This window comes from Algoriphagus aquimarinus (assembly GCF_900112005.1).
Classification (GTDB): domain Bacteria; phylum Bacteroidota; class Bacteroidia; order Cytophagales; family Cyclobacteriaceae; genus Algoriphagus; species Algoriphagus aquimarinus.
This window is the reverse complement of record NZ_FOKK01000001.1, coordinates 86,338-108,143: the sequence shown is the minus strand read 5'-3', so window position 1 is coordinate 108,143 and position 21,806 is coordinate 86,338. Positions and strand designations below refer to the sequence as shown.

Annotated in this window: 22 protein-coding genes; 16 read left to right on the top strand and 6 right to left on the bottom strand. The window is 39.6% G+C overall.

All coding sequences use genetic code 11. From position 1 onward, the window contains the following. Positions 1-8: 8 nt before the first annotated feature. From BM291_RS00520 to BM291_RS00490, 7 genes are all read left to right on the top strand, one after another. On the top strand, positions 9-2,057 hold the full coding sequence (locus BM291_RS00520) for an alpha-L-fucosidase (RefSeq protein ID WP_092894217.1): 2,049 nt from the start codon (positions 9-11) through the stop codon (positions 2,055-2,057). A gap of 55 nt (positions 2,058-2,112) precedes the next feature. After that, complete coding sequence (locus BM291_RS00515; protein WP_092894216.1) at positions 2,113-3,519, top strand: sulfatase family protein; 1,407 nt, start codon at positions 2,113-2,115, stop codon at positions 3,517-3,519. A 54-nt stretch (positions 3,520-3,573) separates the two neighbouring features. Continuing rightward, positions 3,574-4,146, top strand: a complete 573-nt coding sequence (locus BM291_RS00510; RefSeq protein WP_092894215.1) for a gluconate 2-dehydrogenase subunit 3 family protein — start codon at positions 3,574-3,576, stop codon at positions 4,144-4,146. Continuing rightward, entirely contained in the window at positions 4,139-5,857 is a 1,719-nt protein-coding gene (locus tag BM291_RS00505) for a GMC oxidoreductase (RefSeq protein ID WP_092894214.1), read from the top strand. Before BM291_RS00510 ends, BM291_RS00505 begins: the two co-directional genes overlap by 8 nt. A gap of 300 nt (positions 5,858-6,157) precedes the next feature. After that, positions 6,158-7,294 (top strand): N-acetyl-alpha-D-glucosaminyl L-malate synthase BshA, encoded by a 1,137-nt coding sequence (gene bshA / locus BM291_RS00500; RefSeq protein WP_092894558.1) that lies wholly within the window; start codon positions 6,158-6,160, stop codon positions 7,292-7,294. A gap of 116 nt (positions 7,295-7,410) precedes the next feature. Further along, complete coding sequence (locus BM291_RS00495; protein ID WP_092894213.1) at positions 7,411-8,037, top strand: sterol desaturase family protein; 627 nt, start codon at positions 7,411-7,413, stop codon at positions 8,035-8,037. A gap of 49 nt (positions 8,038-8,086) precedes the next feature. Then, on the top strand, positions 8,087-8,914 hold the full coding sequence (locus BM291_RS00490; RefSeq protein ID WP_092894212.1) for a Rossmann-fold NAD(P)-binding domain-containing protein: 828 nt from the start codon (positions 8,087-8,089) through the stop codon (positions 8,912-8,914). Here BM291_RS00490 and BM291_RS00485 read toward each other — a convergent pair. Further along, positions 8,911-9,249, bottom strand: a complete 339-nt coding sequence (locus tag BM291_RS00485) for a tRNA-binding protein (RefSeq protein WP_092894211.1) — start codon at positions 9,247-9,249, stop codon at positions 8,911-8,913. The two genes, BM291_RS00490 and BM291_RS00485, sit on opposite strands and share 4 nt — an antisense overlap. A 74-nt stretch (positions 9,250-9,323) precedes the next feature. On the opposite strand from BM291_RS00485, the gene BM291_RS00480 reads away from it, so the two are divergent. Beyond that, positions 9,324-9,677 carry a hypothetical protein gene (locus BM291_RS00480; RefSeq protein WP_092894210.1) on the top strand — a complete coding sequence of 118 codons (354 nt, stop codon included), beginning with the start codon at positions 9,324-9,326 and terminating at the stop codon, positions 9,675-9,677. Between the two features lie 76 nt (positions 9,678-9,753). Here the strand turns inward: BM291_RS00480 and ccsA (BM291_RS00475) are convergent, their stop codons facing one another. The 5 genes from ccsA (BM291_RS00475) to BM291_RS00455 all read right to left on the bottom strand — a co-directional run bounded on the left by ccsA (BM291_RS00475) (position 9,754) and on the right by BM291_RS00455 (position 14,594). Further along, positions 9,754-12,276 (bottom strand): cytochrome c biogenesis protein CcsA, encoded by a 2,523-nt coding sequence (ccsA, locus tag BM291_RS00475; RefSeq protein WP_092894209.1) that lies wholly within the window; start codon positions 12,274-12,276, stop codon positions 9,754-9,756. 26 nt (positions 12,277-12,302) lie between these two features. Then, the gene (locus BM291_RS00470; RefSeq protein WP_092894208.1) at positions 12,303-12,719 is read right to left on the bottom strand and encodes a cytochrome c maturation protein CcmE domain-containing protein; all 417 of its coding nucleotides are present in this window, start codon (positions 12,717-12,719) and stop codon (positions 12,303-12,305) included. 100 nt (positions 12,720-12,819) lie between these two features. Further along, complete coding sequence (locus tag BM291_RS00465; RefSeq protein WP_175499625.1) at positions 12,820-13,062, bottom strand: CcmD family protein; 243 nt, start codon at positions 13,060-13,062, stop codon at positions 12,820-12,822. Positions 13,063-13,064: 2 nt separating this feature from the next. Continuing rightward, positions 13,065-13,739: a cytochrome c biogenesis protein CcsA gene (gene ccsA / locus BM291_RS00460; RefSeq protein ID WP_092894207.1), complete on the bottom strand. Its 675-nt coding sequence runs from the start codon at positions 13,737-13,739 to the stop codon at positions 13,065-13,067. Between the two features lie 189 nt (positions 13,740-13,928). After that, positions 13,929-14,594 (bottom strand): heme exporter protein CcmB, encoded by a 666-nt coding sequence (locus BM291_RS00455; RefSeq protein ID WP_092894206.1) that lies wholly within the window; start codon positions 14,592-14,594, stop codon positions 13,929-13,931. Positions 14,595-14,879: 285 nt separating this feature from the next. Between BM291_RS00455 and htpG the strand changes: the two genes are divergently transcribed. The 8 genes from htpG to cysD all read left to right on the top strand — a co-directional run bounded on the left by htpG (position 14,880) and on the right by cysD (position 21,717). Then, positions 14,880-16,766, top strand: coding sequence for a molecular chaperone HtpG (htpG, locus tag BM291_RS00450; protein WP_092894205.1), 1,887 nt, complete (start codon positions 14,880-14,882; stop codon positions 16,764-16,766). Between the two features lie 373 nt (positions 16,767-17,139). Beyond that, positions 17,140-17,409 carry a hypothetical protein gene (locus BM291_RS21840; RefSeq protein ID WP_139229018.1) on the top strand — a complete coding sequence of 90 codons (270 nt, stop codon included), beginning with the start codon at positions 17,140-17,142 and terminating at the stop codon, positions 17,407-17,409. 49 nt (positions 17,410-17,458) lie between these two features. Next, on the top strand, positions 17,459-18,598 hold the full coding sequence (locus tag BM291_RS00445) for a hypothetical protein (protein ID WP_092894204.1): 1,140 nt from the start codon (positions 17,459-17,461) through the stop codon (positions 18,596-18,598). After that, positions 18,595-18,933, top strand: coding sequence for a hypothetical protein (locus tag BM291_RS00440; protein ID WP_092894203.1), 339 nt, complete (start codon positions 18,595-18,597; stop codon positions 18,931-18,933). The genes BM291_RS00445 and BM291_RS00440 overlap by 4 nt, the downstream gene beginning before the upstream one ends. 221 nt (positions 18,934-19,154) lie before the next feature. Continuing rightward, on the top strand, positions 19,155-19,571 hold the full coding sequence (locus BM291_RS00435; RefSeq protein ID WP_092894202.1) for an RrF2 family transcriptional regulator: 417 nt from the start codon (positions 19,155-19,157) through the stop codon (positions 19,569-19,571). Positions 19,572-19,646: 75 nt separating this feature from the next. Next, positions 19,647-19,919: a DUF2061 domain-containing protein gene (locus BM291_RS00430; RefSeq protein WP_092894201.1), complete on the top strand. Its 273-nt coding sequence runs from the start codon at positions 19,647-19,649 to the stop codon at positions 19,917-19,919. Then, a complete protein-coding gene (locus BM291_RS00425) occupies positions 19,894-20,598 on the top strand; it encodes a phosphoadenylyl-sulfate reductase (RefSeq protein WP_092894200.1) in 705 nt (234 codons plus the stop codon). The genes BM291_RS00430 and BM291_RS00425 overlap by 26 nt, the downstream gene beginning before the upstream one ends. 219 nt (positions 20,599-20,817) lie before the next feature. Continuing rightward, a complete protein-coding gene (cysD, locus tag BM291_RS00420) occupies positions 20,818-21,717 on the top strand; it encodes a sulfate adenylyltransferase subunit CysD (RefSeq protein WP_092894199.1) in 900 nt (299 codons plus the stop codon). The last annotated feature ends 89 nt before the right edge of the window (positions 21,718-21,806 follow it).

Here is a 21,806-nt window from a genome sequence, read left to right as displayed (position 1 = left end):
TACTTCTTATGAAAAAAATACTTTGGCCAGCACTTTTGTTGATTCTTACCTTCTGTCAAGAAAAAGTAGCACCACCATCTCCTGTATTACCTATTCCTGACGCCAAACAAATTGCATGGCAGGAACTTGAATATTACGGCTTTGTACATTTCAATATGAATACATTCTCTGATAGAGAATGGGGCTTTGGCGATGAGAAACCTGAGATGTTCAATCCTTCTGATCTTCAGCCAAGACAATGGGCTAAAGTAGCCTCGGAAGCTGGAATGAAAGGCCTAATCATCACCGCAAAACACCACGATGGGTTTGTACTTTGGCCTTCCGCTTACACCGAACATTCGGTCAAAAACAGCCCTTGGAAGGATGGGAAAGGAGATTTGATAAAAGAGCTTGCTGAAGCATGTAAGGAATATGGATTGAAGTTTGGGATTTATTATTCCCCATGGGATAGAAATCATCCAGACTACGGCAAGCCCGAATACATCACTTATATGAGGAATCAGCTGACAGAATTGCTATCCAATTATGGTGATATTTTCGAAGTTTGGTTTGACGGAGCAAATGGCGGGGATGGCTATTATGGTGGAGCAAATGAAGCTCGAAAAGTAGATAAACTGACTTATTACGATTGGCCAAACATGTACAAGCTCGTGCGTGAATTGCAGCCTGGAGCGATGTTATTCAGCGACGGTGGGCCTGATGTTCGTTGGGTTGGAAATGAGCATGGATTTGCTTACGAATCTACCTGGTCTAACCTTATGCGTGATTCTGTTTACGCTGGGATGCCTGAGTATCCTGAAAAATATGCCACTGGCCAAGAGAATGGGACCCATTGGGTTCCGGCTGAAGCGGATGTGTCTATTCGTCCAGGGTGGTATTACCATAAATATGAAGATCACAAAGTGCGTACACTTCCTCAACTCCTAGAAATCTATTACAAAAGCATTGGTAGAAACGCCTCCTTGCTAATCAACTTTCCTGTGGACACCCGAGGTTTGATCCATGAAAACGATGTGGAGGCGATTATGAAGTTTGGTGAAAAGGTGAAGGAAGATTTTGCTGTGAATCTGGCGGCTCAAGCAGTGGCAAGGGCCAATGCTGATCGTGGCAGAGGTTATGAGGTAGAAAACGTGCTAGACGAAGACTACGAAACCTATTGGACTACTCCTGATGGTGGGAAAACTGGTGAAATCACGATTGATTTTGGCACTGAGACTACTTTCAATAGACTTCTGATTCAAGAATATACGCCATTAGGTCAACGTGTGAAGTCTTTTGTTCTGGAAAAAGAAGTGAATGGAAACTGGGAGAAAATCGCGGAAGGGACAACCGTTGGACATAAAAGAATCTTGAGATTTGCTGATGTTGCAGCATCCAAAATACGAGTTAAATTTACTGACGGAAAGGATATTCCGGTGATCTCCAAGGTCGGAATTTACAATGCGCCTAAGCTTATGCTTCCACCTAGCTATTCTAGAGCTACGACTGGAGAAGTGACCTTGAATTCTCCGGATGAAGGTTTGGAAGTTTTTTATACTCTAGATGGATCAGAAGCTAGTTCTGAAAGTCAGAAATACTTGAAGCCTTTTCTTATAGATAATGCAAGAACGTTACAGGCCATTTCTGTAGATCCAGCGTCAGGAAAGGTAAGTGAGGCTCTTAGAATAGACGTCGACTTATCTAAAGCAAAATGGATTGGGACTTTGAAGCAGTCCATGAAAGCAATTGATGAAAATGCAGGATCTTACTTTACCAGTGAGGATAATACCGTGACTGTTGATCTAGGCGAGTCTGTTTCTCTGAAAGGATTTACATATCTCCCAATGCAAGGAAGATATCCAAGTGGATTCATTACCAATTATGTATTTGAAGTGAGCCAGAATGGTAAATCTTGGTCGAAAGTCTCGGCTGGGGAATTTTCAAATATTGTCAATAGTCCAGTAGAGCAAACTATTCGTTTTGATGAGGTAAAAGCTAAGTTTATTCGCTTGAAAGCATCGAAAACTGCTGATGGTAATCCAGCAACTTTCGCAGAAATAGGTGTTTTGACTCGTTAATTTAACTCTTTCAAAAATCATTCGAATCGAGGTAATTCGAATCCTCAAAGACAGTATGAACCACAAAGTATTAGCCTTAATCGGGTCAGTTATTCTTCTTTCCTCTTGTCAAAAGGAGGAGCAGTTTACCACGGCTACACCATCTAAACCAAATGTCCTGATCATTCTTTCGGATGATCAAGGCACCTTGGATTTGAATAGCTATGGGTCAACTGATTTGGAAACTCCAAACTTGGATAGATTAGCCACTTCTGGCGTTCGATTCACACAGTTCTATGCCGTAGCTCCAGTTTGTTCTCCTTCGAGAGCGGGACTTTTGACAGGTAGATATAATTATAATGCTGGCCTTTATGGGAATGTAGATATCCCTGACCATGATCCAGAGGGGAAATCTGGAATGCCTACGGAGCAAATTACTATGGCGGAGCTATTTAAACCTGCAGGATATAGAACGGCTACGATTGGAAAGTGGCATTTGGGACATTCGCCAGAAAAACTTCCGAATGGTCAGGGTTTCGATTATTTCTTTGGTCACCAAAGAGGCTGTATCGATAATTACTCTCATTATTTCTTCTGGAGTGGGCCAAACCTTCATGATTTGTATCAAAATGATAAAGAAATCTATAGACCAGGCGAATTCTTTGGAGACTTGATGGTGGACGAAGTAAAGCAATTTTCCCAGCCGTCTGCTGATCCTTTTTTCATCTATTGGGCTATCAATATGCCTCATTATCCTTATCAAGGCAGACCAGGTTGGTTGGAGCATTATAAGGACATGCCTAGTCCTCGCAGAGAATTCGCGGCGTTCATTTCCACCTTGGATGAACTGGTAGGAAATGTATTGGATCATTTGGAGCAAACAGGTCAATTGGAAAATACGATTATCGTTTTCCAATCTGATCATGGACATAGCACAGAGGAGCGAGCATATTTTGGTGGAGGAAATGCAGGTCCATTCAATGGTGCCAAATTCAGTATGCTGGAAGGTGGAATTCGCGTACCGGCTATAATCTCGTGGCCTGGAGGTGACCTTCCAAAAGGTGAAGTGCGTAATCAATGGGCTGGCAGTGTGGATTGGTTTCCTACACTTGCCGATCTGACAGGAGTGGATATACCAAACCCTACGGAGATGGATGGCATCAGTTTGAGAGATGTGATCTATAATAATGCGGCTTCGGGTCACGATGTGATGCACTGGGCTACTGGAAATCCTGAAGCGACGACTAACTCTTGGGCAGTGCGAAAAGGTCCTTGGAAACTGCTTGGCAATCCACAAGATCCAGCAAAGAAATTGACCTTTACTGAAGACGATAAGCTATATCTAGTTAACCTGTCTCAAGATAGCACCGAGTCTAAAAATCTGAGAATGGAACATCCAGAAGTAGCAGCTGAATTGATGATGCTCCATGAAGATTGGCTAAAAGATGTTCTAGACAACCGATCAAAATTAAATGGTAATTAAACATTGATTTGCCTACATTAAAGCCCCGATTTATAACCCAAAACCTATAAAACCATGAATAGAAGAATCGCCCTAAGGCATCTTGCATTGATTTCTGGTGGACTGGCTCTCATTCCGTCCTGCGATTTCAGTTCAGATGATATCTTAGCCGCATATGAGAACCTCAAGGTTACAGCTTCGCAAAAGCAACTCTTGGGAGCAATCTCAGATACAATTATACCAGCAGGAGAATTAAAAGGAGCACTTGAATTAGAAGTGCCTGATTTCATTTTAGTGATGGTTAATGATTGCATGACTAGTGAAAATCAAGTGCTATTCAGCACAGGACTATCTGCTTTCTCTGACTTTGCCAAAAACACTGCGGGGAAAAAATTTGATCAGCTTAGTACAAAGGAGAAAGAAGACCTGATTCAAACAGGTATAGATCTCAAGCCAACAGAGACTCCAGAAGGAGAGAAGGACAAAGCTGTTTCATATTTCTTGAATACAACCAAACGACTTACGATGCAAGGCTACATGGCTTCTGAGTACATTCAGACAGAAGTAATTCCTTACTCACTTATTCCTGGCCCTTACAATGGTTCAGCTTTAATCTCAGAAATTCAAAAACCTCGCATCAATGGCTAACCTGAATATTCGAAACAAACAAGAACGAACATATCAAGCCATTGTCGTTGGTTCAGGAGCCAGCGGCGGATGGGCAGCCAAGGAGTTTGGTGACCTAGGAGTGAAAACACTTTTACTAGAAAGGGGAAGAGACGTAAAGCATATCAAGGATTATCCTACGACCAATATGCTTCCTTATGAATTCAAGCATAGAGGAAAACTTCCACAGGCAGTATTGGATGAAAACCCAATCGTAGCTAAATGTTATGCTTTTGGAGAGGATTCTGAGCACTTTTTTGCGAAAGATGCGGAGCAACCTTATATCCAAGAAAAGCCATTTGATTGGATCAAAGGCTATCAAGTTGGAGGGAAATCTTTACTATGGGCAAGGCAAGTGCAGCGATGGTCAGATTATGATTTCGAAGGACCGGCTAGAGATGGTTTTGCGGTAGATTGGCCAATACGCTACAAGGATATGGCGCCTTGGTACAGCCATGTGGAAAAATTTGCTGGAGTTTCAGGAAATAAGGATGGCCTTGATACACTTCCTGACGGAGAGTTTTTGCCAGCCTATGATTTGAATATCGTAGAGAAGCACTTCGCTCAAAAGCTGAAAGAAACTTATGGTGGAGACCGACATATGATCTCCTCTCGTTGTGCACATATACATGAACCAAGACCGGAATTTACTGCCCAAGGCCGTGCATCCTGCCAAAACAGAAATCTTTGTCAGCGAGGTTGCCCTTTTGGAGGATATTTTAGTAGTAACTCTTCTACCATTCCATGGGCTTTGAAAAGTGGAAATGTGACTTTGAGACCAGATTCGGTTGTTCACTCCGTGATATATGATGATGAAAAAGGCAAAGCGACTGGAGTAAGAATGATAGATGCTCATACTAAGGAAGTGGAAGAATTTTATGCTGATGTTATCTTCATCAATGCCGCTGCGATCAATTCCAACGCTATTTTGATGAATTCTACTTCCGCTAGATTTCCTAATGGGCTTGGAAATGACAGTGGAGTTTTAGGTAAATATTTCGCATTCCATAATTATAGAGCAGGTGTAAGTGCTTCTTATGATGGGTTTATGGAATACACTACCTCTGGTGGCCGCCCTACTAGTGGTTACATTCCACGTTTCAGAAATGTGAAAAAGCAGGAAACTGATTTTCTTCGTGGTTATGCTGGAGGTTTTAGCGCATATCGAGGTGGTGGCTATGTGGCTGACGCAAGAGTAGGAATGGATTTAAAAAATAGCATGCTTAATCGTCCAGCGCCTGATGGTCCATGGAGAGTAGGTTCGCATATGATGGGAGAGACGATTCCAAAAGAATCCAATTACATCGCCTTAGACAAAGACAAACTAGATCCTTACGGTCTTCCAACCTTAAAATTCAATGTGGATTATGATGACAACGATGAGAAAATGATCATCGATTATCAGGAGCAAATCTCAGAAATGTTTTCGAAGGCAGGTTTCACGGATATTTCTGTTAGGGATGATCATCGAGTGCCTGGCTTGGATATTCACGAAATGGGTGGAGTAAGAATGGGTAAAGATCCAAAAACTTCCATGCTCAATGGAAACCATCAGCTTCATGCTGTCCCAAATGTGTACGTCACTGACGGAGCTTCGATGACTTCTACTTCTACTCAGAATCCTACATTGACTTACATGGCTTTTGCAGCTAGAGCGGCGCATCATGCGGTAAACGAAAGCAAAAAGGGATAACTTATTTAGTGACTTATCTTGTGAAAACCCTTGGAAAAAGATTTCTTCCAAGGGTTTTTTGCGTTTGAACAGTAATAAAAAAAATGTAAAAAGGATTGGTTTTCAGTGCTTTTCACTCAATATTCTTTAATAATTGGATAATTAACTTCGAAATTGAACAAAACAGGAGTTAATGCGTGTTAAAAAACAGGTTTATAAACCAGCCAAAAATATTATGAAATCGAGCATTCCCCAATCCTTCTCGGAAGATTTTAATAACTGCGAGATTCCATGTGGCCTTATATTGAAAATTATCTGCACATGAAAATAGGCATTGTTTGCTACCCGACCTTCGGAGGTAGTGGAGTAGTAGCGACAGAACTAGGTAAAGGTCTTGCAAAAATTGGTCATGAGGTTCACTTCATCACATATAAGCAGCCAAGCCGTTTAGATTTTTTTAGCGAGAATCTTTATTACCATGAGGTTGACATTAAAAGCTATCCTCTCTTTGAGCATGCTCCTTATGAACTGGCTTTGGCTAGTAAGATGGTGAGTGTTGTAAAATACGAAAAGCTTGATCTGCTTCATGTTCATTATGCCATTCCGCATGCTTCTGCAGCGTATATGGCTAAGCAAATTCTGAAAACACAAGGAATCCAAATACCAGTAGTGACCACACTTCACGGTACCGATATTACATTGGTGGGCAAAGATCCTAGTTATGAGCCTGTTGTCACATTTAGTATTAATCAATCAGATGGAGTGACGGCTGTTTCGGAAGATTTAAGGAAAGAGACGTATGGTTTCTTCGATATCCAGCGCGAAATCGAAGTGATTCCTAACTTCATCGACTTGGATCGTTTCAAAAGGCAAAAGAAAGAACATTTCAAATTGGCTATTTGCCCGAATGACGAAAAGTTGATGGTGCATACATCCAATTTCAGGAAAGTAAAACGGGTGGAGGATGTAATTCAAGTATTTTATGAAGTCCGAAAAGAAATCCCCGCAAAATTACTTTTGGTGGGAGATGGTCCAGAGCGAGATAGAATGGAGAGACTTTGTCGTGAATTAGGAACTTGTGATGATGTACGTTTCCTAGGCAAGTTGGATGCAGTAGAGGAAGTGCTTTCAGTTGCAGATCTATTTTTGATGCCTTCAGAAAAAGAAAGTTTTGGCCTTGCGGCATTGGAAGCAATGGCATGTGAAGTCCCAGTTCTATCTTCTAATGCAGGAGGAATCCCCGAATTGAACGTTGATGGAGTGACTGGTTTCGTTTGTAATATTGGAGATATACAAGCGATGAAGGATAAGGCACTATTTATACTTGATGATGCTAATCTTCCAACCTTCAAGGAAAATGCCCTTGCAAGAGCTAAGGAGTTCGATATTTCCAATATTCTACCACATTATGTCTCTTATTATCAAAAGACTATTGAGTCCACAATGGCACAGATTTGATTAAAATGTGATTATTGTCATGAATTTCTCAGTGTCGAAAGGTCGTTTTGAATTACCTTTGTATGAAATTCTAAATTAAATTTTAGAAAGCTTAGTAAAATTAGAATCAGTAGCATATGAAAAAGATAGGAAGATTGGATAAGCCGGATAACTTTGGCACAGCCCAAATTTTCTCGAACCCAATTCTTGAGAAAATTTCAAGAACCAATATATTAGTACCAATCAGTATGTTTATCATTCTTGGAGTAATTTCAATTTATTTCGGAATTCAAAAAACATCTGTGGGTATAGGAACAGCGCTTCTCCTATTTGTAGTAGGATACATTGGTTTCACCTTAGTCGAATATATGATGCACAAGCATTTTTTCCATATGGAGCCAAATACGCCTATTAAGGACAAATTGCAGTACACGGTTCATGGAATTCACCATGATTATCCTAAGGATAAAGATAGATTGGCTATGCCTCCATTTGTGAGTGCTGCGTATGCTGCAATCCTTTACCTAATATTCAAATTAACTATGGGGGATTTAGCTTACTACTTCTTACCCGGTTTTTTACTAGGATATGCCTTGTATTTGGGGATTCACTATTTGGTACATGCCGTTCAGCCGCCAAAGAATTTCATGAAAGTACTCTGGGTTCATCATGCTATCCATCACTACAAAGATCCCGATGTTGCGTTTGGTGTTAGTACACCATTATGGGATTATATTCTAGGGACTATCCCTAAGAAGGAATAACTATCACCAACCTCCCATATTTTTGGGAGGTTTTTTTCTGACCTTTTCTATGAGCAAAATATCAATTATCGGTTTAGGATGGATTGGTTTGCCTTTGGCAAAAATCCTCTCACAGGAGCATAGCGTGTGCGGTAGCACCACTTCAGCAGACAAAGCAGCTAGCCTTCAAAATGAAGGAATTAATGCAATTCAATTTGCACTGGTCCCTTTTCCTCAAGGAAAAGGCTTTCAGAAATTGCTCGCTAGCGAAATAATGGTGATCAATATCCCTCCACGCTCACGGACCTCGACTGGTGAATTTTATTTAGAGCAGATCAAGTTTTTGCGCAGTATGGTGGACCAATCTTCGATCAAGAAGGTATTATTCGTGTCTAGCACCGGGGTATATCCTGACGCAAATAGAAAAGCTGCCTATACGGAAGGTGAATACCTTGACAAAGGTCTTACTGGAAATGAGACCATTTTCAAAAGTGAATTGATGTTCTCTGAGGATAGGGATTTTGATCTTACCATTGTTAGATTTGGAGGGCTACTTGGTGATGAGCGGATTCCTGGTAAATATGTAGCTGGCAAAGAAAATATCACTGGTCATACTAGGGTAAACTTCATTTATAGAAATGATGCTGCAAGAATGCTAGCTTGGATCATCGAGAAAGAACTTTGGAATGAAGTCTATAATGGAGTAGCGCCTATGCATGTGCTACGCAAAGATGTCTATGAACAAAATGTGCAGGAGTTGGGATTTGAGCCGCCTAAAAGCTACCAAATTGCTTCAGATGACGATGATCGCGTAGTTTCTGGAGATAAAATCCTCCATACAGGCTTTGAATTCGAATATCCTAACCCTCTGGATTTTCCATATTCTAGAGAAAGCTAGTGTAGTAAAGCTCCGTTTGGCACTGTTCTTTCCACGGAGGTCAGAATAATATTTCCTTCCTCATCGCTGAATCCTGTGATCAATATCTCAGACATAAAATCAGCTATTTGCCGGGGCATAAAATTACAAACACATACAACTTGACGCCCAATTAAATCCTCAGGCTGATAATGAACCGTGATTTGAGCAGAAGATTTCCTTACTCCAATCTCATCTCCTAAGTCAACCCAAATTTTATAGGCAGGTTTTCGCGCTTTTTCAAACGGTTCGGCTCTCAGAATAGTGCCTACACGCAATTCTATTTTGTCAAATTCTTTGTACTCAATCGTTTGCATAGTGGTTTTTTTTCCTAATTTTAGGAACCTTTTACAAGAACCCAAAGTAAGATATAAGGTAACCTCTTCTAACTATGATAGCAAGTTCCAAAGTTTCTTTTAAAAAAATCATCTTTTTCGGCATTTCTGTGTTGGGAATGTGTGCTTATGCAGGAGATACTATGGCTCAAAGTGAAAAAGAGAAATCAGAGATGGATAATGTAAAGCCTATTGATAAGCCATTAATGGAAAATCATACTGATATTCTGAATGATAATCACTTATTGGGCAGTCCTAGTTCTTCTGGTGTAACTGTAACAACGAGTAAAATTTCTCCTTTAAAAAAGGATAACTTATTAAGTGGAGAAGGAAAAAAAGCTGAACCAGCACCATCTACTTTGTCTTTTAATATTTTTCTCTACATCGTAGATAAATTCAAAGCGGATTAATCTCATACAAATAACCACTAACAAATAAGCCCGACGATTAATCGCCGGGCTTATTTGTGTTATATGCTTTCAGACGTTAGACTTCCAGTCCTTTGTCTCTCATCTTTTTGAATTCATCAAATCTTCTTATTATCGCTACAGTGAAGCCCGCGAGCATAATAATTGTCCCGATCCAAAGTATGTTGATATAAGGCTTTACAATTGCCTTCATCACCACGTAGTCTTTTTGGTATTGGTTTACTTTGAAGACAAACTTGTTTTCTTCAGGCAGTATGTTTTCCAAGCTAATCTTAATGCCCAACTCATTGTCAATGACAGGTAGCTTACCTACTTGATTATTACGGATAATAAAAGTTGGCTGAAGCAGTTTCTCCACGTCGTAATCAAGGATTCTAAGGTTCGCCCTTACCGCTACATCACCTTCTTGTAGTACATAGCCGTCTAACTCCTGCAGCACATCTGCTCCGTCAAAATAAGTCACATAATCTGCCACATGGAACTGTTCACCTGGGGCAACCTCATAAGTCTCATCCTCTTTCCAGTCTGGATCCTCTGGATCATTCATCGCTGCTACATAGGTATAAAGATCCTTGTCAATAAAGATTCTAGAAGCTGGCGATGAGATCAAGCCTCCCATGCCCTCATTAAACTGAGACATTGGGCTTAATGAGAATTTCAGTACTTCATTTTGATAATATTCGATCTGGAAATAATCATTCTCTTCCAGTACAATATCTACTTTATCACCTTTCTTGAAGTAATCCTTATAATCTTCCAATGCGATGGCTTCATTGACCTTACCTGTAGATTGTAAAATTTTGGCCGGCACATTCTCAGAAATGCCTTTAACTTTCTTCTGACGTCCCCGGTAAATTACGGTATAGTCTTTCATTTGTGTAGGCTTGTTGATCCAAAGCAGTACGTGCTCTTTGTTCAATTCGTCCTCCCAGCTATTGCTGTATGTCAAGCCCGACATATTGATAGAAATAGTGTCTGAATAACCTGAGCTGAACATGATTCCGATTAAAATCATACCCAAGCCGATATGTGCCAAAGAACCACCAGCTAGTTTGAAGGTTGATTTTTTCAGGATTTTGGCTAAAATCACCGAGTTAGCAGTGATTGTAAATGTGGCTGCTAGAACTACAATGATGTACTGCCAATCATACACTTTGGCAAGAACAATAATAGCTGCAGACAACAACAAGGAAATAATGTATGGAGTCAAAAGAGCATCCTTCAATGCCTTTTTATCCATTTTTTGCCACCAGAAAAACTGTCCTACGGCAGTGAGCATCGCCAATGCGACTCCAAACCAAAGTTGGAATTTTGTGTAAAACTCTACCTGATCGGCTGGAGGAGCCATATTTGATATGCCTCCGAAACTTTCTACTACAGCATTCCAAGCAGGAATGGAAGTAGGAAGAATCACTTGAAAGGCCATTAGTGAAAGAGTAGTAGCGCCTATAAACACCCAGAATTCGCGGGAATAAACTGAAGCTTCTTTCTCTGAAGTGGGTATGTGTTTCCAGTTGATCACACAGAGAACTACTGCAACCACAAGGAAGAATAACATGTAGATCAGCAACTGACCAGAGAGACCAAGATCTGTGAATGAGTGAACTGATGCATCTCCCAAAACACCAGATCTTACTAAGAATGTAGCGTAAAGTACCAAGATGAAAGTCATGATGACTAAGACTATTGAAGTCTTCAGTGCTGTAGCACTCTTCTTAAAGGTAATCATACAGTGAATGGCAGCTACTAATATAAGCCAAGGTACATACACAGCATTTTCTACAGGATCCCAGTTCCAATATCCGCCAAAATTCAGCGTCACATAAGCCCAGTAAGCTCCCATAATGATTCCCATCCCCAGTATCATGGCTGAAAAAATAGCCCAAGGTAAAGCAGGACGAATCCATTCAGTGTATTTTTTGGTTACTAACCCCCCCATCAAGAAGGCGAATGGAACCAAGGTAGAAGCATAACCTAAGAATAAGGTAGGAGGGTGAATTACCATCCAGATGTTCTGTAGAAGCGGATTTAAACCTGTTCCATCTTCTGGTACGAAATCAGGGTTCATCTGGAAAATAGGTGCCTGAGTGGCATCTCTCAACAGAATAAACGGAGAACTACCGATTTTCAAATCACCAATCACGACGCCCAAAATCATGGAAACCAAGAAAGCCTGAACGAGTGCAAATACAATCATTACAGGGGCTTCCCAGAACTTATTCGTGAAAATCAATATTGTACCCAGTACCACATTCCAAAAGATCCAAAGGATAAAAGCTCCTTCTTGACCTTCCCAAAAGCTGGAAACCATATAATGAACTGGTAGTGCTTCGGAACTGTGGGAATACGCGTAATAGTATTCGAACCGGTGATTGTAGATAATTTCAAAAAGCGACACAGCAATCATAACTGCAGACATGCCGTGAATTGTGAAGCTGATTCTACTGAATCTTTTCCAACTGGCTTTCTCTAGTTCGTTTGCGCGGAAATACTGAATATAAGCGTATGCGGTAGTCAGTGCACTGACAAAGGCCACGATTGTCATCATGTGGCCAAGATTACCGATAAAGGTATTGATCATGGATTTTTTATTGTAACTGCTCTAACTCACATACCTGCTGACTGCACTTCCGTTTCCTGGTATTTAGACGGGCATTTCATTAGTATTTTATCGGCAATAAATATTTCATCATTCTTATAAGAACCTATAACCACCACAGATTCCGAGCGTGTGAAATCTGCAGGTACTGGCTCATTGTAAAATACTTCTTGCTCTACTCCTTCATTGTCTACAAGCATGAAAGTGAAGGATACTTTGTCTTCCCTTACATTTAAGCCTGTCACTTCTCCACTCGCATCTTTCTTTAGATGACCTACCACGTGGATAGCGTTATCCTCTCCGCTCTGCTTCATTTCTTTTGCCGTTGAGAAGCTTTCATAGCTACTTGCGTCACCGATCGAAGTCATAATAATGACAATGGCGATCGCAATGATTCCTAGTCCTAAGAGATGTCCTTTTTTCATGTGTTATAAATGTTTAAAGCGGTCACATGGAATCTCGCATTGTAGATAATCAGCCCAAAGTGTTGTACTGATTCATGCTCGATTTCATAAGTTTTGAATTTTAGGAATGAAGATTCTTTTCAATTTTGCTGATCTTACGTTCTGTCCCGATTAGGTAAAATGTGATGCCAGCGAATATGATTACGATGACACCTACCAAAACATAAATTTTGCCATTGGAACGCATGACATCTGCCATTTCCACTGAGCTATTGGTGTAGTCAGCATCAGTGACGGGGATTTTCTCTTGTGCCAAAGCAGAAAGACTGAAAACCAAAAGAGCTATTGTAAGTAATTTTTTCATGTTTATGAATTAATCATTCTGTCTTCAATTGTCCTCTCCACCCTACGCATTCTGACGCGTACAGTTGCGATCCAGCAGCCCAAAAGTGTCCAACCAATAATCGCTGGGTAGAACACTGCGCGAAGCTTGGAGTCCAAGTCATAGGCATTGAAACCTGGGTTTCCACCATTTCCTGGGTGCAAACTGTCTGTTAATCTTGGTAATACGAAGATAAGAGGAATAAAAGCTGCGAATGCGAAAATGTTATAGATGGCTCCGATACGGGCTCTCTGCTGAGAATCTGTCAGTGAATTTCTTAGAATTAAATATGCGAAATACATCAAAATCCCGATGGCTGCAGCGTTCTGCTTTGGATCACCACTCCAGTAATCTCCCCAAGTAAACTTCGCCCATAGCATGCCGGTTACTATTCCAAGTACACCAAATAGAATTGCTGAGTTGGTGAATTCTATCGCCAAATCATCATTTCTAATGTCATTGGTTCGAAGGTATTTGATGCTGTAGTACACAGCCACTACCAGCATGAGTATCATACCGAACCACATGGTCACGTGAAAATGAAGGGCACGGATAGTTTCGTTGAGGATAGGAAGTCGTGGCGCTTCCATCAGCAAGCCTGCGATTAGCGTGTACAGCAGCAGGGCGATTGCAAGAATTTTCCACCAGGATTGGCGCATAGGGTATTTTTGCTAATTCAAATGCAAAAATAAGGCATAAGTTCATGAAAACGGCGCTTTTTGTGAAGTCTTTTAAAGGGAAGTACGATATAGGAAATACGACTTACGGGATTGTAATAACTTCAAGCTTTTTTACTAAACTCTAAACTTTCTATGGAGTCAATTTTCCAATCTTACAGTTTTCCAATCTCAAGACCTCCACAAATAAGGAAACAAAATATATCCAGTCACGGCGACTATGGCATTGATCGCTAAAAGTGTCAACAGTTTATCTGCACTAACGCTCCAATCCAGTCCATCCATTGCATTTTTGGAAATACGGATTGCCATGAGCAAAATCGGGATAATAACCGGAAAGCTCAGAATCGCCATCAGCGTCGCATTATTACCTGCTTTGGATGCGATACCGCTTACCATAGTCAAACTGGCCGAAAAACCCATCGCTCCCAAGACTAAATTCAGGATAAACAAACCTTGATCTTGAATGGGATTTCCCAGAATCACTGAAAAAACTCCATAGCCCAAAAGTGCTAAGATCAGCGTAAGGCCGGTATTGTAAATGATTTTGGAAAGGATAATTGCCTCAGGAGAAGCAATCATGTAATAATAGAGCTGACGACCTTGATGCTCTTGCACAAAGCTTTTGGCTACTGCATTTACAACCGAGAAAAGGATAATAATCCAATACAAGGCATTCCAAGTGGGGGCGGAAATGTTTCCTTGCTTTGCTCCTACACTTAAATAGGTGATGAAGACTGCCGAAACTACATAAAGCAAAATCCCATTCAGCGCGAATTTCTGTCGCCACTCCAGCGTGACTTCCTTACTGATCAAAACTGAGATTTCTTTCCACATGGGTCAAAGATAGGGGGATTGAAAAATTATAAGATTGAAAAATTGAAAAATTCCATTGGGTCACACTGAGCACTTGAGAGACGAGAGTCTAGAAATCGAAGAGATGTAAAGCGTGGGTATCTGGTAAGTCCATTTTGAGCAGATAGCCATTTTGGAAGAAAATCTGAAATCGTAAATCTGAAATCGTAAATCACACCCTGCCAAATTGACACCAAAACTTCTTTGGAACAACAGTTGCAATTCTGTGTCCGACAAACAAGTGTTTAACTAAACTAATTTATAGCCATGCAGGAAAAAGGCACGATCTCGATCCATACCGAGAACATTTTCCCGATTATCAAGAAGTTTCTCTATTCTGATAACGAGATTTTTCTAAGAGAACTTGTTTCTAACGCAGTCGATGCGACTCAAAAAATCAAGCGTTTAGCGACATTAGGTCAGTACACAGGCGAACTTGGTGACACTACGGTGGAAGTAAGTTTTGATGCTGAAAAGAAAACCATCACCATCTCTGATCACGGTCTAGGGATGACTGCTGAGGAAATCAAAAAGTACATTAATCAAGTGGCTTTCTCAGGAGCGGAGGAATTTGTAGAGAAATTCAAAGACGCCAAAGATGCCAATGAGATCATCGGTAAGTTCGGCCTTGGTTTCTACTCGGCTTTCATGGTCGCTGACACCGTAGAAATCAATACACTTTCATACCAAGAAGGAGCGGAAGCTGCTAAATGGACTTGTGATGGTTCTACTTCTTTTGAGATCACTGAAGGAACTAGACAGGAGCGTGGAACGACTATTATCCTTCATGTCAATAGCGATTCTGAAGAATTCCTTGATAAATGGAAGCTTCAGGGAATCCTTGACAAATACGCTAAATTCCTTCCAGTTCCGATCAAGTTTGGTACAAAAACTGAATCTGTAGAAGATGGAGTTGATGAGAAAGATGAGAAAAAATGGAAGTCTGTAGAAGTTGACAATTTCATCAACACGACTGCTCCGATCTGGACTAAGTCTCCAGGTGAGTTGACAGATGAAGATTACTTGAAATTCTATAAGGAGCTGTATCCAATGTCTGAGGATCCACTCTTCTGGATTCACCTGAACGTGGATTATCCGTTCAACTTGACAGGAGTTTTGTATTTCCCGAAGGTGAAAAACGAATTTGAGCTTCAGCGAAATAAGATCAAGCTTTACAGTCGTCAGGTATTTATCACGGACGAAGTGAAAGACATCGTTCCTGAGTTCTTGATGTTGCTTCATGGAGTAATTGACTCTCCGGACATTCCTCTCAACGTATCTAGAAGCTTCCTACAGGCGGATTCTAACGTGAAGAAAATCAATTCTTACATCACCAAGAAAGTAGCGGATAAGCTTGCTGAGCTTTACAAAAAAGACAGAAAAGCATACGAGCAGAAATGGGGTGATGTTGGACTTTTCGTGAAATACGGAATGATCTCCGAGGACAAATTCTACGAAAAAGGTAAAGACTTCGCTTTGCTTAAGAATACCAATGGCGAGTTCTTCACTATCGAAGAATACCAGTCTAAAATAAAGCCGAACCAAACAGATAAGAATGATCAAGCGGTCATCTTATATGCAACTGATTTGGATAAGCAGGATAGTTTTATTCAATCTGCCAATAAGAAAGACTACGATGTCTTGGTGATGGATTCACCGATTGATAGTCACTTTATCCAAAACTTGGAATCCAAACTGGAGAAAACTCAGCTGAAGCGTGTGGATGCTGATGTGGCTGAGAAGTTGATCCAGAAGGACGAGACTTACGCAAACTTGCTCACTGAAGATCAGAGCAAGGAAGTGAAGGAAATCTTTGACAAAGCGATCAACAACAAGACGTACACAGTAGAAGTGGAAGGCTTGAGTCCAGAAGAACTTCCTGTGACGATCACTATGGAGGAATTCATGCGCAGAATGAAGGAAATGGCTGCAACTGGCGGCGGAGGAATGGGCTTCTATGGTTCACTTCCAGATGCTTACAAAGTAGCCATCAACGGAAATCACCCTGCAGTGGACAAAGTCCTGAAAGCAGAAACCGAAGAAGAAAAGATCAAAATAGCTAAACAGTCATTTGATTTGGCTCTTCTTTCCCAAGGCTTGCTAACAGGCAAAGACTTGACTGCCTTTGTAAAGAGAAGTGTGGAATTGCTTTAATAACTACAGGTAACTCTCCAAGGGTTCTGAACCCTTGGAGAGTTTGATTACCAAAAAATCCCCGAGAAATTCGGGGATTTTTTTATTTTAAGCATTTCAAATCAATTTTTTAGTTGTTTGAAACTAATAATTTGAAGATAGATAAATAATTGAAATATAGATGGTTGTGAATGTAATTATTCTATGAACTAAAAATAAATTATCTGATCATCAGTACTTCAACTAATCTTCTAAAAAATATTCAAACTAATATTTGGATTTATTAATAAGGGGGGGTATGTTTAAGCACAATTTATTTTTACCGGTAATTTTTAATTTGATGATGTGCCGAAAGGTTCGGTATGTTCTGTTTGAACTTTATTAAATAAATAGAATGAAAAAAAGAATTGCAATTTTTGCGTTAAGTTTGACACTATTTAGTCCTGAGATTTCTTGGGCCTTAGAAGATTGTCAATCAGGTGGAGTTGGATCTACATCATGTTCTGTTTCAAAAACGTTTGCAGTACAAGCGGGTCCAGCTGGTGGTACAACAACGATTACTTATGAAACAACTTGTGGAACAGGTTATTACTCATGTTGTAATATAGATATATGGTCAGGAGAGGGATCTGCCAGTTGCATAAGTGCCCCTGGTTTAGAGTAATCAATTTCCACAGTCAGCATATTTGCTGGCTGTGGGTTATTTAATAAAAATGAAAAGAATTAAAATACTATACCTACCATTTATTTTAATAGTGCTAGGGTGTAATCACGAAGCTAAAGAAGAACTCTCATTAAACCTGTCTGAGGTTAATTCTGTTGACAATTGGTTACTTGAAAATTCCAGTGACATAGAAATCATTCCATTAGAGTATAATGGTTTTGAAAGTTTAGTGCTTTCAATTAGGGATGTTGTAACTATAGGGAGTGATTTTTTTGTTATTGATTCTGACATTTCAAATATGAAATCAATAAAGAAATTTGACGGGACGGGTAAATTTAGAGGGTCAATTGAATCTATTGAGTTTGAATATAGGAATTATAATATTGAGAGTGTTTCTGAATTTACAGGCGATAAACTCCTTGTTCTTGATAAGTTTAATAATTGTTTTGTGTTAAAAAATGATCTTTCTGTAGAGAAAATGTATGAATTACCTTTTAAAGCAGCTGAGGTGGCTTATTTTGAGAATAACATTTATTTTCATTCTAATAAACGAGGAATTAATAATCAAGCAGATTCGCTTCTTTTTGATTTTATTGTGTATAATGTTAATTTTGAGCTAGTAAGTAAGTTTGATGCTTTTTCTATTCCTGAATATTCTCAAAATGTTAGGCTAGCCATGGATCATACTTTTACAACTTCTGATAAATTATTATTCGCGAGTTTAACAGGAGATACTATTTATAATGTCAGTCCTATAGGAAAAGCTAATTATTTAAAAGTTTCATTTAAAAATCCTACATTTAGATTTAGTGATTATCCTGATGTTGCTTTAAATTCATTATTACCTATTTTACAGTCTGATTTTTCTTGGGGTTTATCAAATTTAATTTCTTTTAATGATTATGTTTTATTTAATTATTATGATAAAGACAAAATTAAATGTGCAGCAATTAATGTAGCAAATAATAATGTAGCGATAGTCGATCCAATAAAACTTAAAAATAGTAGTGATGTTTTGCCTTGGCCAAGAGTTGTTTCTGGTGGGTTTTTATTAGGTTGGTATTCTGAAGAGTCGCTATCGTGGTTTGCTAATATTAATTCAATGGATAAAAATAGTGTTATATTTCGGTCAAAAGAGTTTGTAGATAAAAATTCAAATCCAGTTTTAATAAGATATAAATTGAAATGATTAAAATCCTGTTGTTATTCTATATTTCCATTCTTTATATATTTCCAAACAAGTTTGAAATTAAAATTGATAAGAATACTACCAAAGATCAGATAAGTGAATATGTAACTATAGCTAAAGAGAGAGGTATAGAAATGAAGATTTTGTATGTTTCATATTTTGATACGGGGAAAGTTCGAACCTTGCAAGTAAGATTTTCTTCGGAAGTTGGATCTAACCTTGCTACTCTTAATTTCATTGAAAATGATAATTGCGTTTATTTCTTCAGGGATTATGACCCTAAAGCTAAGGTTAAGATGGGGATTGGGTCTTGTCCTGCTGTTGATTCGTTATAAATAGTGGTACTCTTAAGTTAATGGAAAACATTGTTTTTAGGGTCAAATACAATTGGACAAACAATTGTGAGCATTTTAAGGCTTAATAACTTCGCCCTATAAAGGGATTTCAACTACTGGCCAGATTTTCATTGTAAGGCATCCTTTAATTCGTGGTAGAACCTATATATTAAAGCCTACCCCCGTACTAGGGTATTACCCGAAAAAGCTTATTTTTGTAAATGCTTTCTAAAAAGACAAAATACGCCCTGCATGCCTTGACCTACCTAGGTAAGCATAAAGATCAGAAAACTGTTCTGATCCAAGAGATCGCCGAAGAGCATGGGATTTCTCATAAATTCTTGGAGAACATCTTACTTGAACTGAAAAAAGCAGGAATGCTTGGAAGTAAAAAAGGAAAAGGTGGAGGGTATTATCTGATCAAAGAACCTAAAGACATCCCTCTTTCTAAGGTGATTCGATTGCTTGATGGGCCGATTGCTATGCTTCCTTGTGTGAGTTTGAATTACTATGAACCATGCGATGAATGTAAAAATGAGGCGGTTTGTGGTATAAATCGGGTGATGATCCAAGTCAGAGACGAGACTCTTAAGATACTGGAAAACAAGAGTTTAGAAGATATTTTAAAAGAAGAGTAAAATTTTTTTATAACAAACCCTATAAATTAAATAGGGTTTGTATACTTTTGGGTTTCAAACTCGTATGAAACCAGTATGATTTTAGACCAACCACTCAAAAAGCTTTTTGCCAGCAAGCCGGGAAAAGATAGCAATGCGAAGAGCATGCTTAAGTCGATCTCTTGGAGAATCGTCGGTACGATCGATACGATCATCATTTCGTATTTCGTGACGGGTCAGTTAGTGATGGCACTGTCCATTGGTTCTGTCGAAGTCTTCTCTAAAATCATCCTGTATTATTTCCATGAGCGTGCATGGGAAAGCGTCTCAAAAGTAGAATCCAATGACACAAAGAAAGAATTTGCATGAGTTAGAAGCTCAGTTGGAGCAACTGAGCGCACAGGAAGGGTTGGCTTTGATCGCGGATTTATTTCCAGGGAAAGTCACTTTTTCTACGTCTTTAGGTCAGGAAGATCAGGTGATTACACAGTTGATCGCAAGTGGGAACATTCCTGTGAAGATCTTTTCTCTGGACACAGGGAGACTTTTTTCAGAGACTTTAGACTTGCTATCTAGAACTGAAGCTAAATACAAGCAAATCATCAAAGTATATTATCCTACTACTGATTCTGTAGAGAAACTGGTTTCTGATATTGGAATCAACGGATTTTATGACTCAGTAGAGAATAGAAAGTCTTGCTGCTTTGTACGCAAAGTGGAACCTCTTAGAAGAGCTTTAGCAGGAAATGAAATTTGGATTACTGGGCTTCGTGCTGAGCAATCTGCTAATCGAAGCGATATGAAGCGCATCGAATGGGATGAAGCCAATCAGATCATTAAGTATAATCCTTTGTTGGATTGGACTTTTGATCAGATGCTCGCATTCATAGACGAAAAGAATATTCCATATAATCCGCTTCATGATAAAGGTTTCATCAGCATAGGCTGTGCACCTTGTACTCGCGCGATTATGGAAGGAGAAGATGCCCGAGCAGGCCGTTGGTGGTGGGAAGATTCGAAGAAGGAGTGTGGGCTGCATGCTAGGTGAGACTGAAGACAGGAGACCGAAGACTAGTACTTCGATATTCATCATTTAGCATTCTACATTAAAAAATAAGAATTAAGACATAAGATTTTAGATACAAGACATTAGAACTTCAACATTCATTATTCAGCATTTTACATTCGACATTAGAAGATTAATTAAGAATGACGAATACCGAATTACGAATAATGAAGTCCATTCGAAGACATAAATAGTAAAGAAATGAACAACCTATTAATACCTAATCCAAAAGAAGCAGAATCGATCCATATCATTCGTGAAGTGGCAGCGCAGTTTGAGCGTCCGGTTTTGCTTTTTTCTGGAGGAAAAGACTCGATTACGCTAGTTAGATTGGCGCAAAAGGCTTTTTACCCAGCGAAAATTCCTTTCCCATTATTGCATGTGGACACAGGGCATAATTTCCCTGAGACCATCGCATTCAGAGACAAGCTTGTAGAAGAGCTTGGACTGGAATTGATCGTGCGCAATGTGCAGGATTCAATTGATCAAGGTAAAGTTCGTGAAGAGCGAGGAAGGTATTCCAGCAGAAATTCTCTTCAGACTACTACGCTGTTGGATGCAATCGAAGAATTCAAATTTGATGCATGTATAGGTGGAGCAAGAAGAGATGAGGAAAAAGCTAGAGCGAAAGAAAGAGTATTCTCAGTAAGAGATGACTTCGGTCAGTGGGATGAGAAAAATCAGCGACCAGAGCTTTTTGATATGCTAAATGGTAAAATCCATAATGGCCAAAATGTGCGTTGTTTCCCTATTTCTAACTGGACCGAATTAGACGTTTGGGAATATATCAAAACGGAAGATATCGAAATCCCTTCAATCTACTTTGCGCATGAGCGCGAGGTATTCTTACGTGACGGGATGATATGGACTGCCAATGAGCATGTGTTTAGAGAAGCCCACGAAGAAGTATTGGTAAAAATGGTACGATTCAGAACTGTAGGTGATATGACCTGTACCGCAGCTGTGTTTTCGGAAGCAGTATCACTGGAAGATGTAGTCGGAGAAATCAGAGATTCTTCTATCTCCGAACGTGGTGCCAGAATCGATGACAAACGATCCGAAGCTGCGATGGAGAAAAGAAAGAAAGTCGGATACTTTTAGAAAAAGTACAAGGTCACAAGTACAAAGTATCAAGTAGACTCGGCAACTATGTCGTTATGCTGCTTCTCCAGAAGCAGCATTGATCAAAC

Coding starts and splice junctions, on each gene's coding strand:
- BM291_RS00435 (WP_092894202.1), top strand. CDS start 19,155: ATGCTTTCTAAAAAGACAAAATACGCCCTGCATGCCTTGACCTACCTA.
- ccsA (WP_092894207.1), bottom strand. CDS start 13,739: ATGCGCCAATCCTGGTGGAAAATTCTTGCAATCGCCCTGCTGCTGTAC.
- htpG (WP_092894205.1), top strand. CDS start 14,880: ATGCAGGAAAAAGGCACGATCTCGATCCATACCGAGAACATTTTCCCG.
- BM291_RS00515 (WP_092894216.1), top strand. CDS start 2,113: ATGAACCACAAAGTATTAGCCTTAATCGGGTCAGTTATTCTTCTTTCC.
- BM291_RS00510 (WP_092894215.1), top strand. CDS start 3,574: ATGAATAGAAGAATCGCCCTAAGGCATCTTGCATTGATTTCTGGTGGA.
- BM291_RS00520 (WP_092894217.1), top strand. CDS start 9: ATGAAAAAAATACTTTGGCCAGCACTTTTGTTGATTCTTACCTTCTGT.
- BM291_RS00455 (WP_092894206.1), bottom strand. CDS start 14,594: ATGTGGAAAGAAATCTCAGTTTTGATCAGTAAGGAAGTCACGCTGGAG.
- BM291_RS00495 (WP_092894213.1), top strand. CDS start 7,411: ATGAAAAAGATAGGAAGATTGGATAAGCCGGATAACTTTGGCACAGCC.
- bshA (WP_092894558.1), top strand. CDS start 6,158: ATGAAAATAGGCATTGTTTGCTACCCGACCTTCGGAGGTAGTGGAGTA.
- cysD (WP_092894199.1), top strand. CDS start 20,818: ATGAACAACCTATTAATACCTAATCCAAAAGAAGCAGAATCGATCCAT.
- BM291_RS00425 (WP_092894200.1), top strand. CDS start 19,894: ATGACACAAAGAAAGAATTTGCATGAGTTAGAAGCTCAGTTGGAGCAA.
- BM291_RS00480 (WP_092894210.1), top strand. CDS start 9,324: ATGATAGCAAGTTCCAAAGTTTCTTTTAAAAAAATCATCTTTTTCGGC.
- BM291_RS00470 (WP_092894208.1), bottom strand. CDS start 12,719: ATGAAAAAAGGACATCTCTTAGGACTAGGAATCATTGCGATCGCCATT.
- BM291_RS00490 (WP_092894212.1), top strand. CDS start 8,087: ATGAGCAAAATATCAATTATCGGTTTAGGATGGATTGGTTTGCCTTTG.
- BM291_RS00465 (WP_175499625.1), bottom strand. CDS start 13,062: ATGAAAAAATTACTTACAATAGCTCTTTTGGTTTTCAGTCTTTCTGCT.
- BM291_RS00485 (WP_092894211.1), bottom strand. CDS start 9,249: ATGCAAACGATTGAGTACAAAGAATTTGACAAAATAGAATTGCGTGTA.
- BM291_RS00440 (WP_092894203.1), top strand. CDS start 18,595: ATGATTAAAATCCTGTTGTTATTCTATATTTCCATTCTTTATATATTT.
- BM291_RS00430 (WP_092894201.1), top strand. CDS start 19,647: ATGATTTTAGACCAACCACTCAAAAAGCTTTTTGCCAGCAAGCCGGGA.
- BM291_RS00505 (WP_092894214.1), top strand. CDS start 4,139: ATGGCTAACCTGAATATTCGAAACAAACAAGAACGAACATATCAAGCC.
- ccsA (WP_092894209.1), bottom strand. CDS start 12,276: ATGATCAATACCTTTATCGGTAATCTTGGCCACATGATGACAATCGTG.
- BM291_RS21840 (WP_139229018.1), top strand. CDS start 17,140: ATGAAAAAAAGAATTGCAATTTTTGCGTTAAGTTTGACACTATTTAGT.
- BM291_RS00445 (WP_092894204.1), top strand. CDS start 17,459: ATGAAAAGAATTAAAATACTATACCTACCATTTATTTTAATAGTGCTA.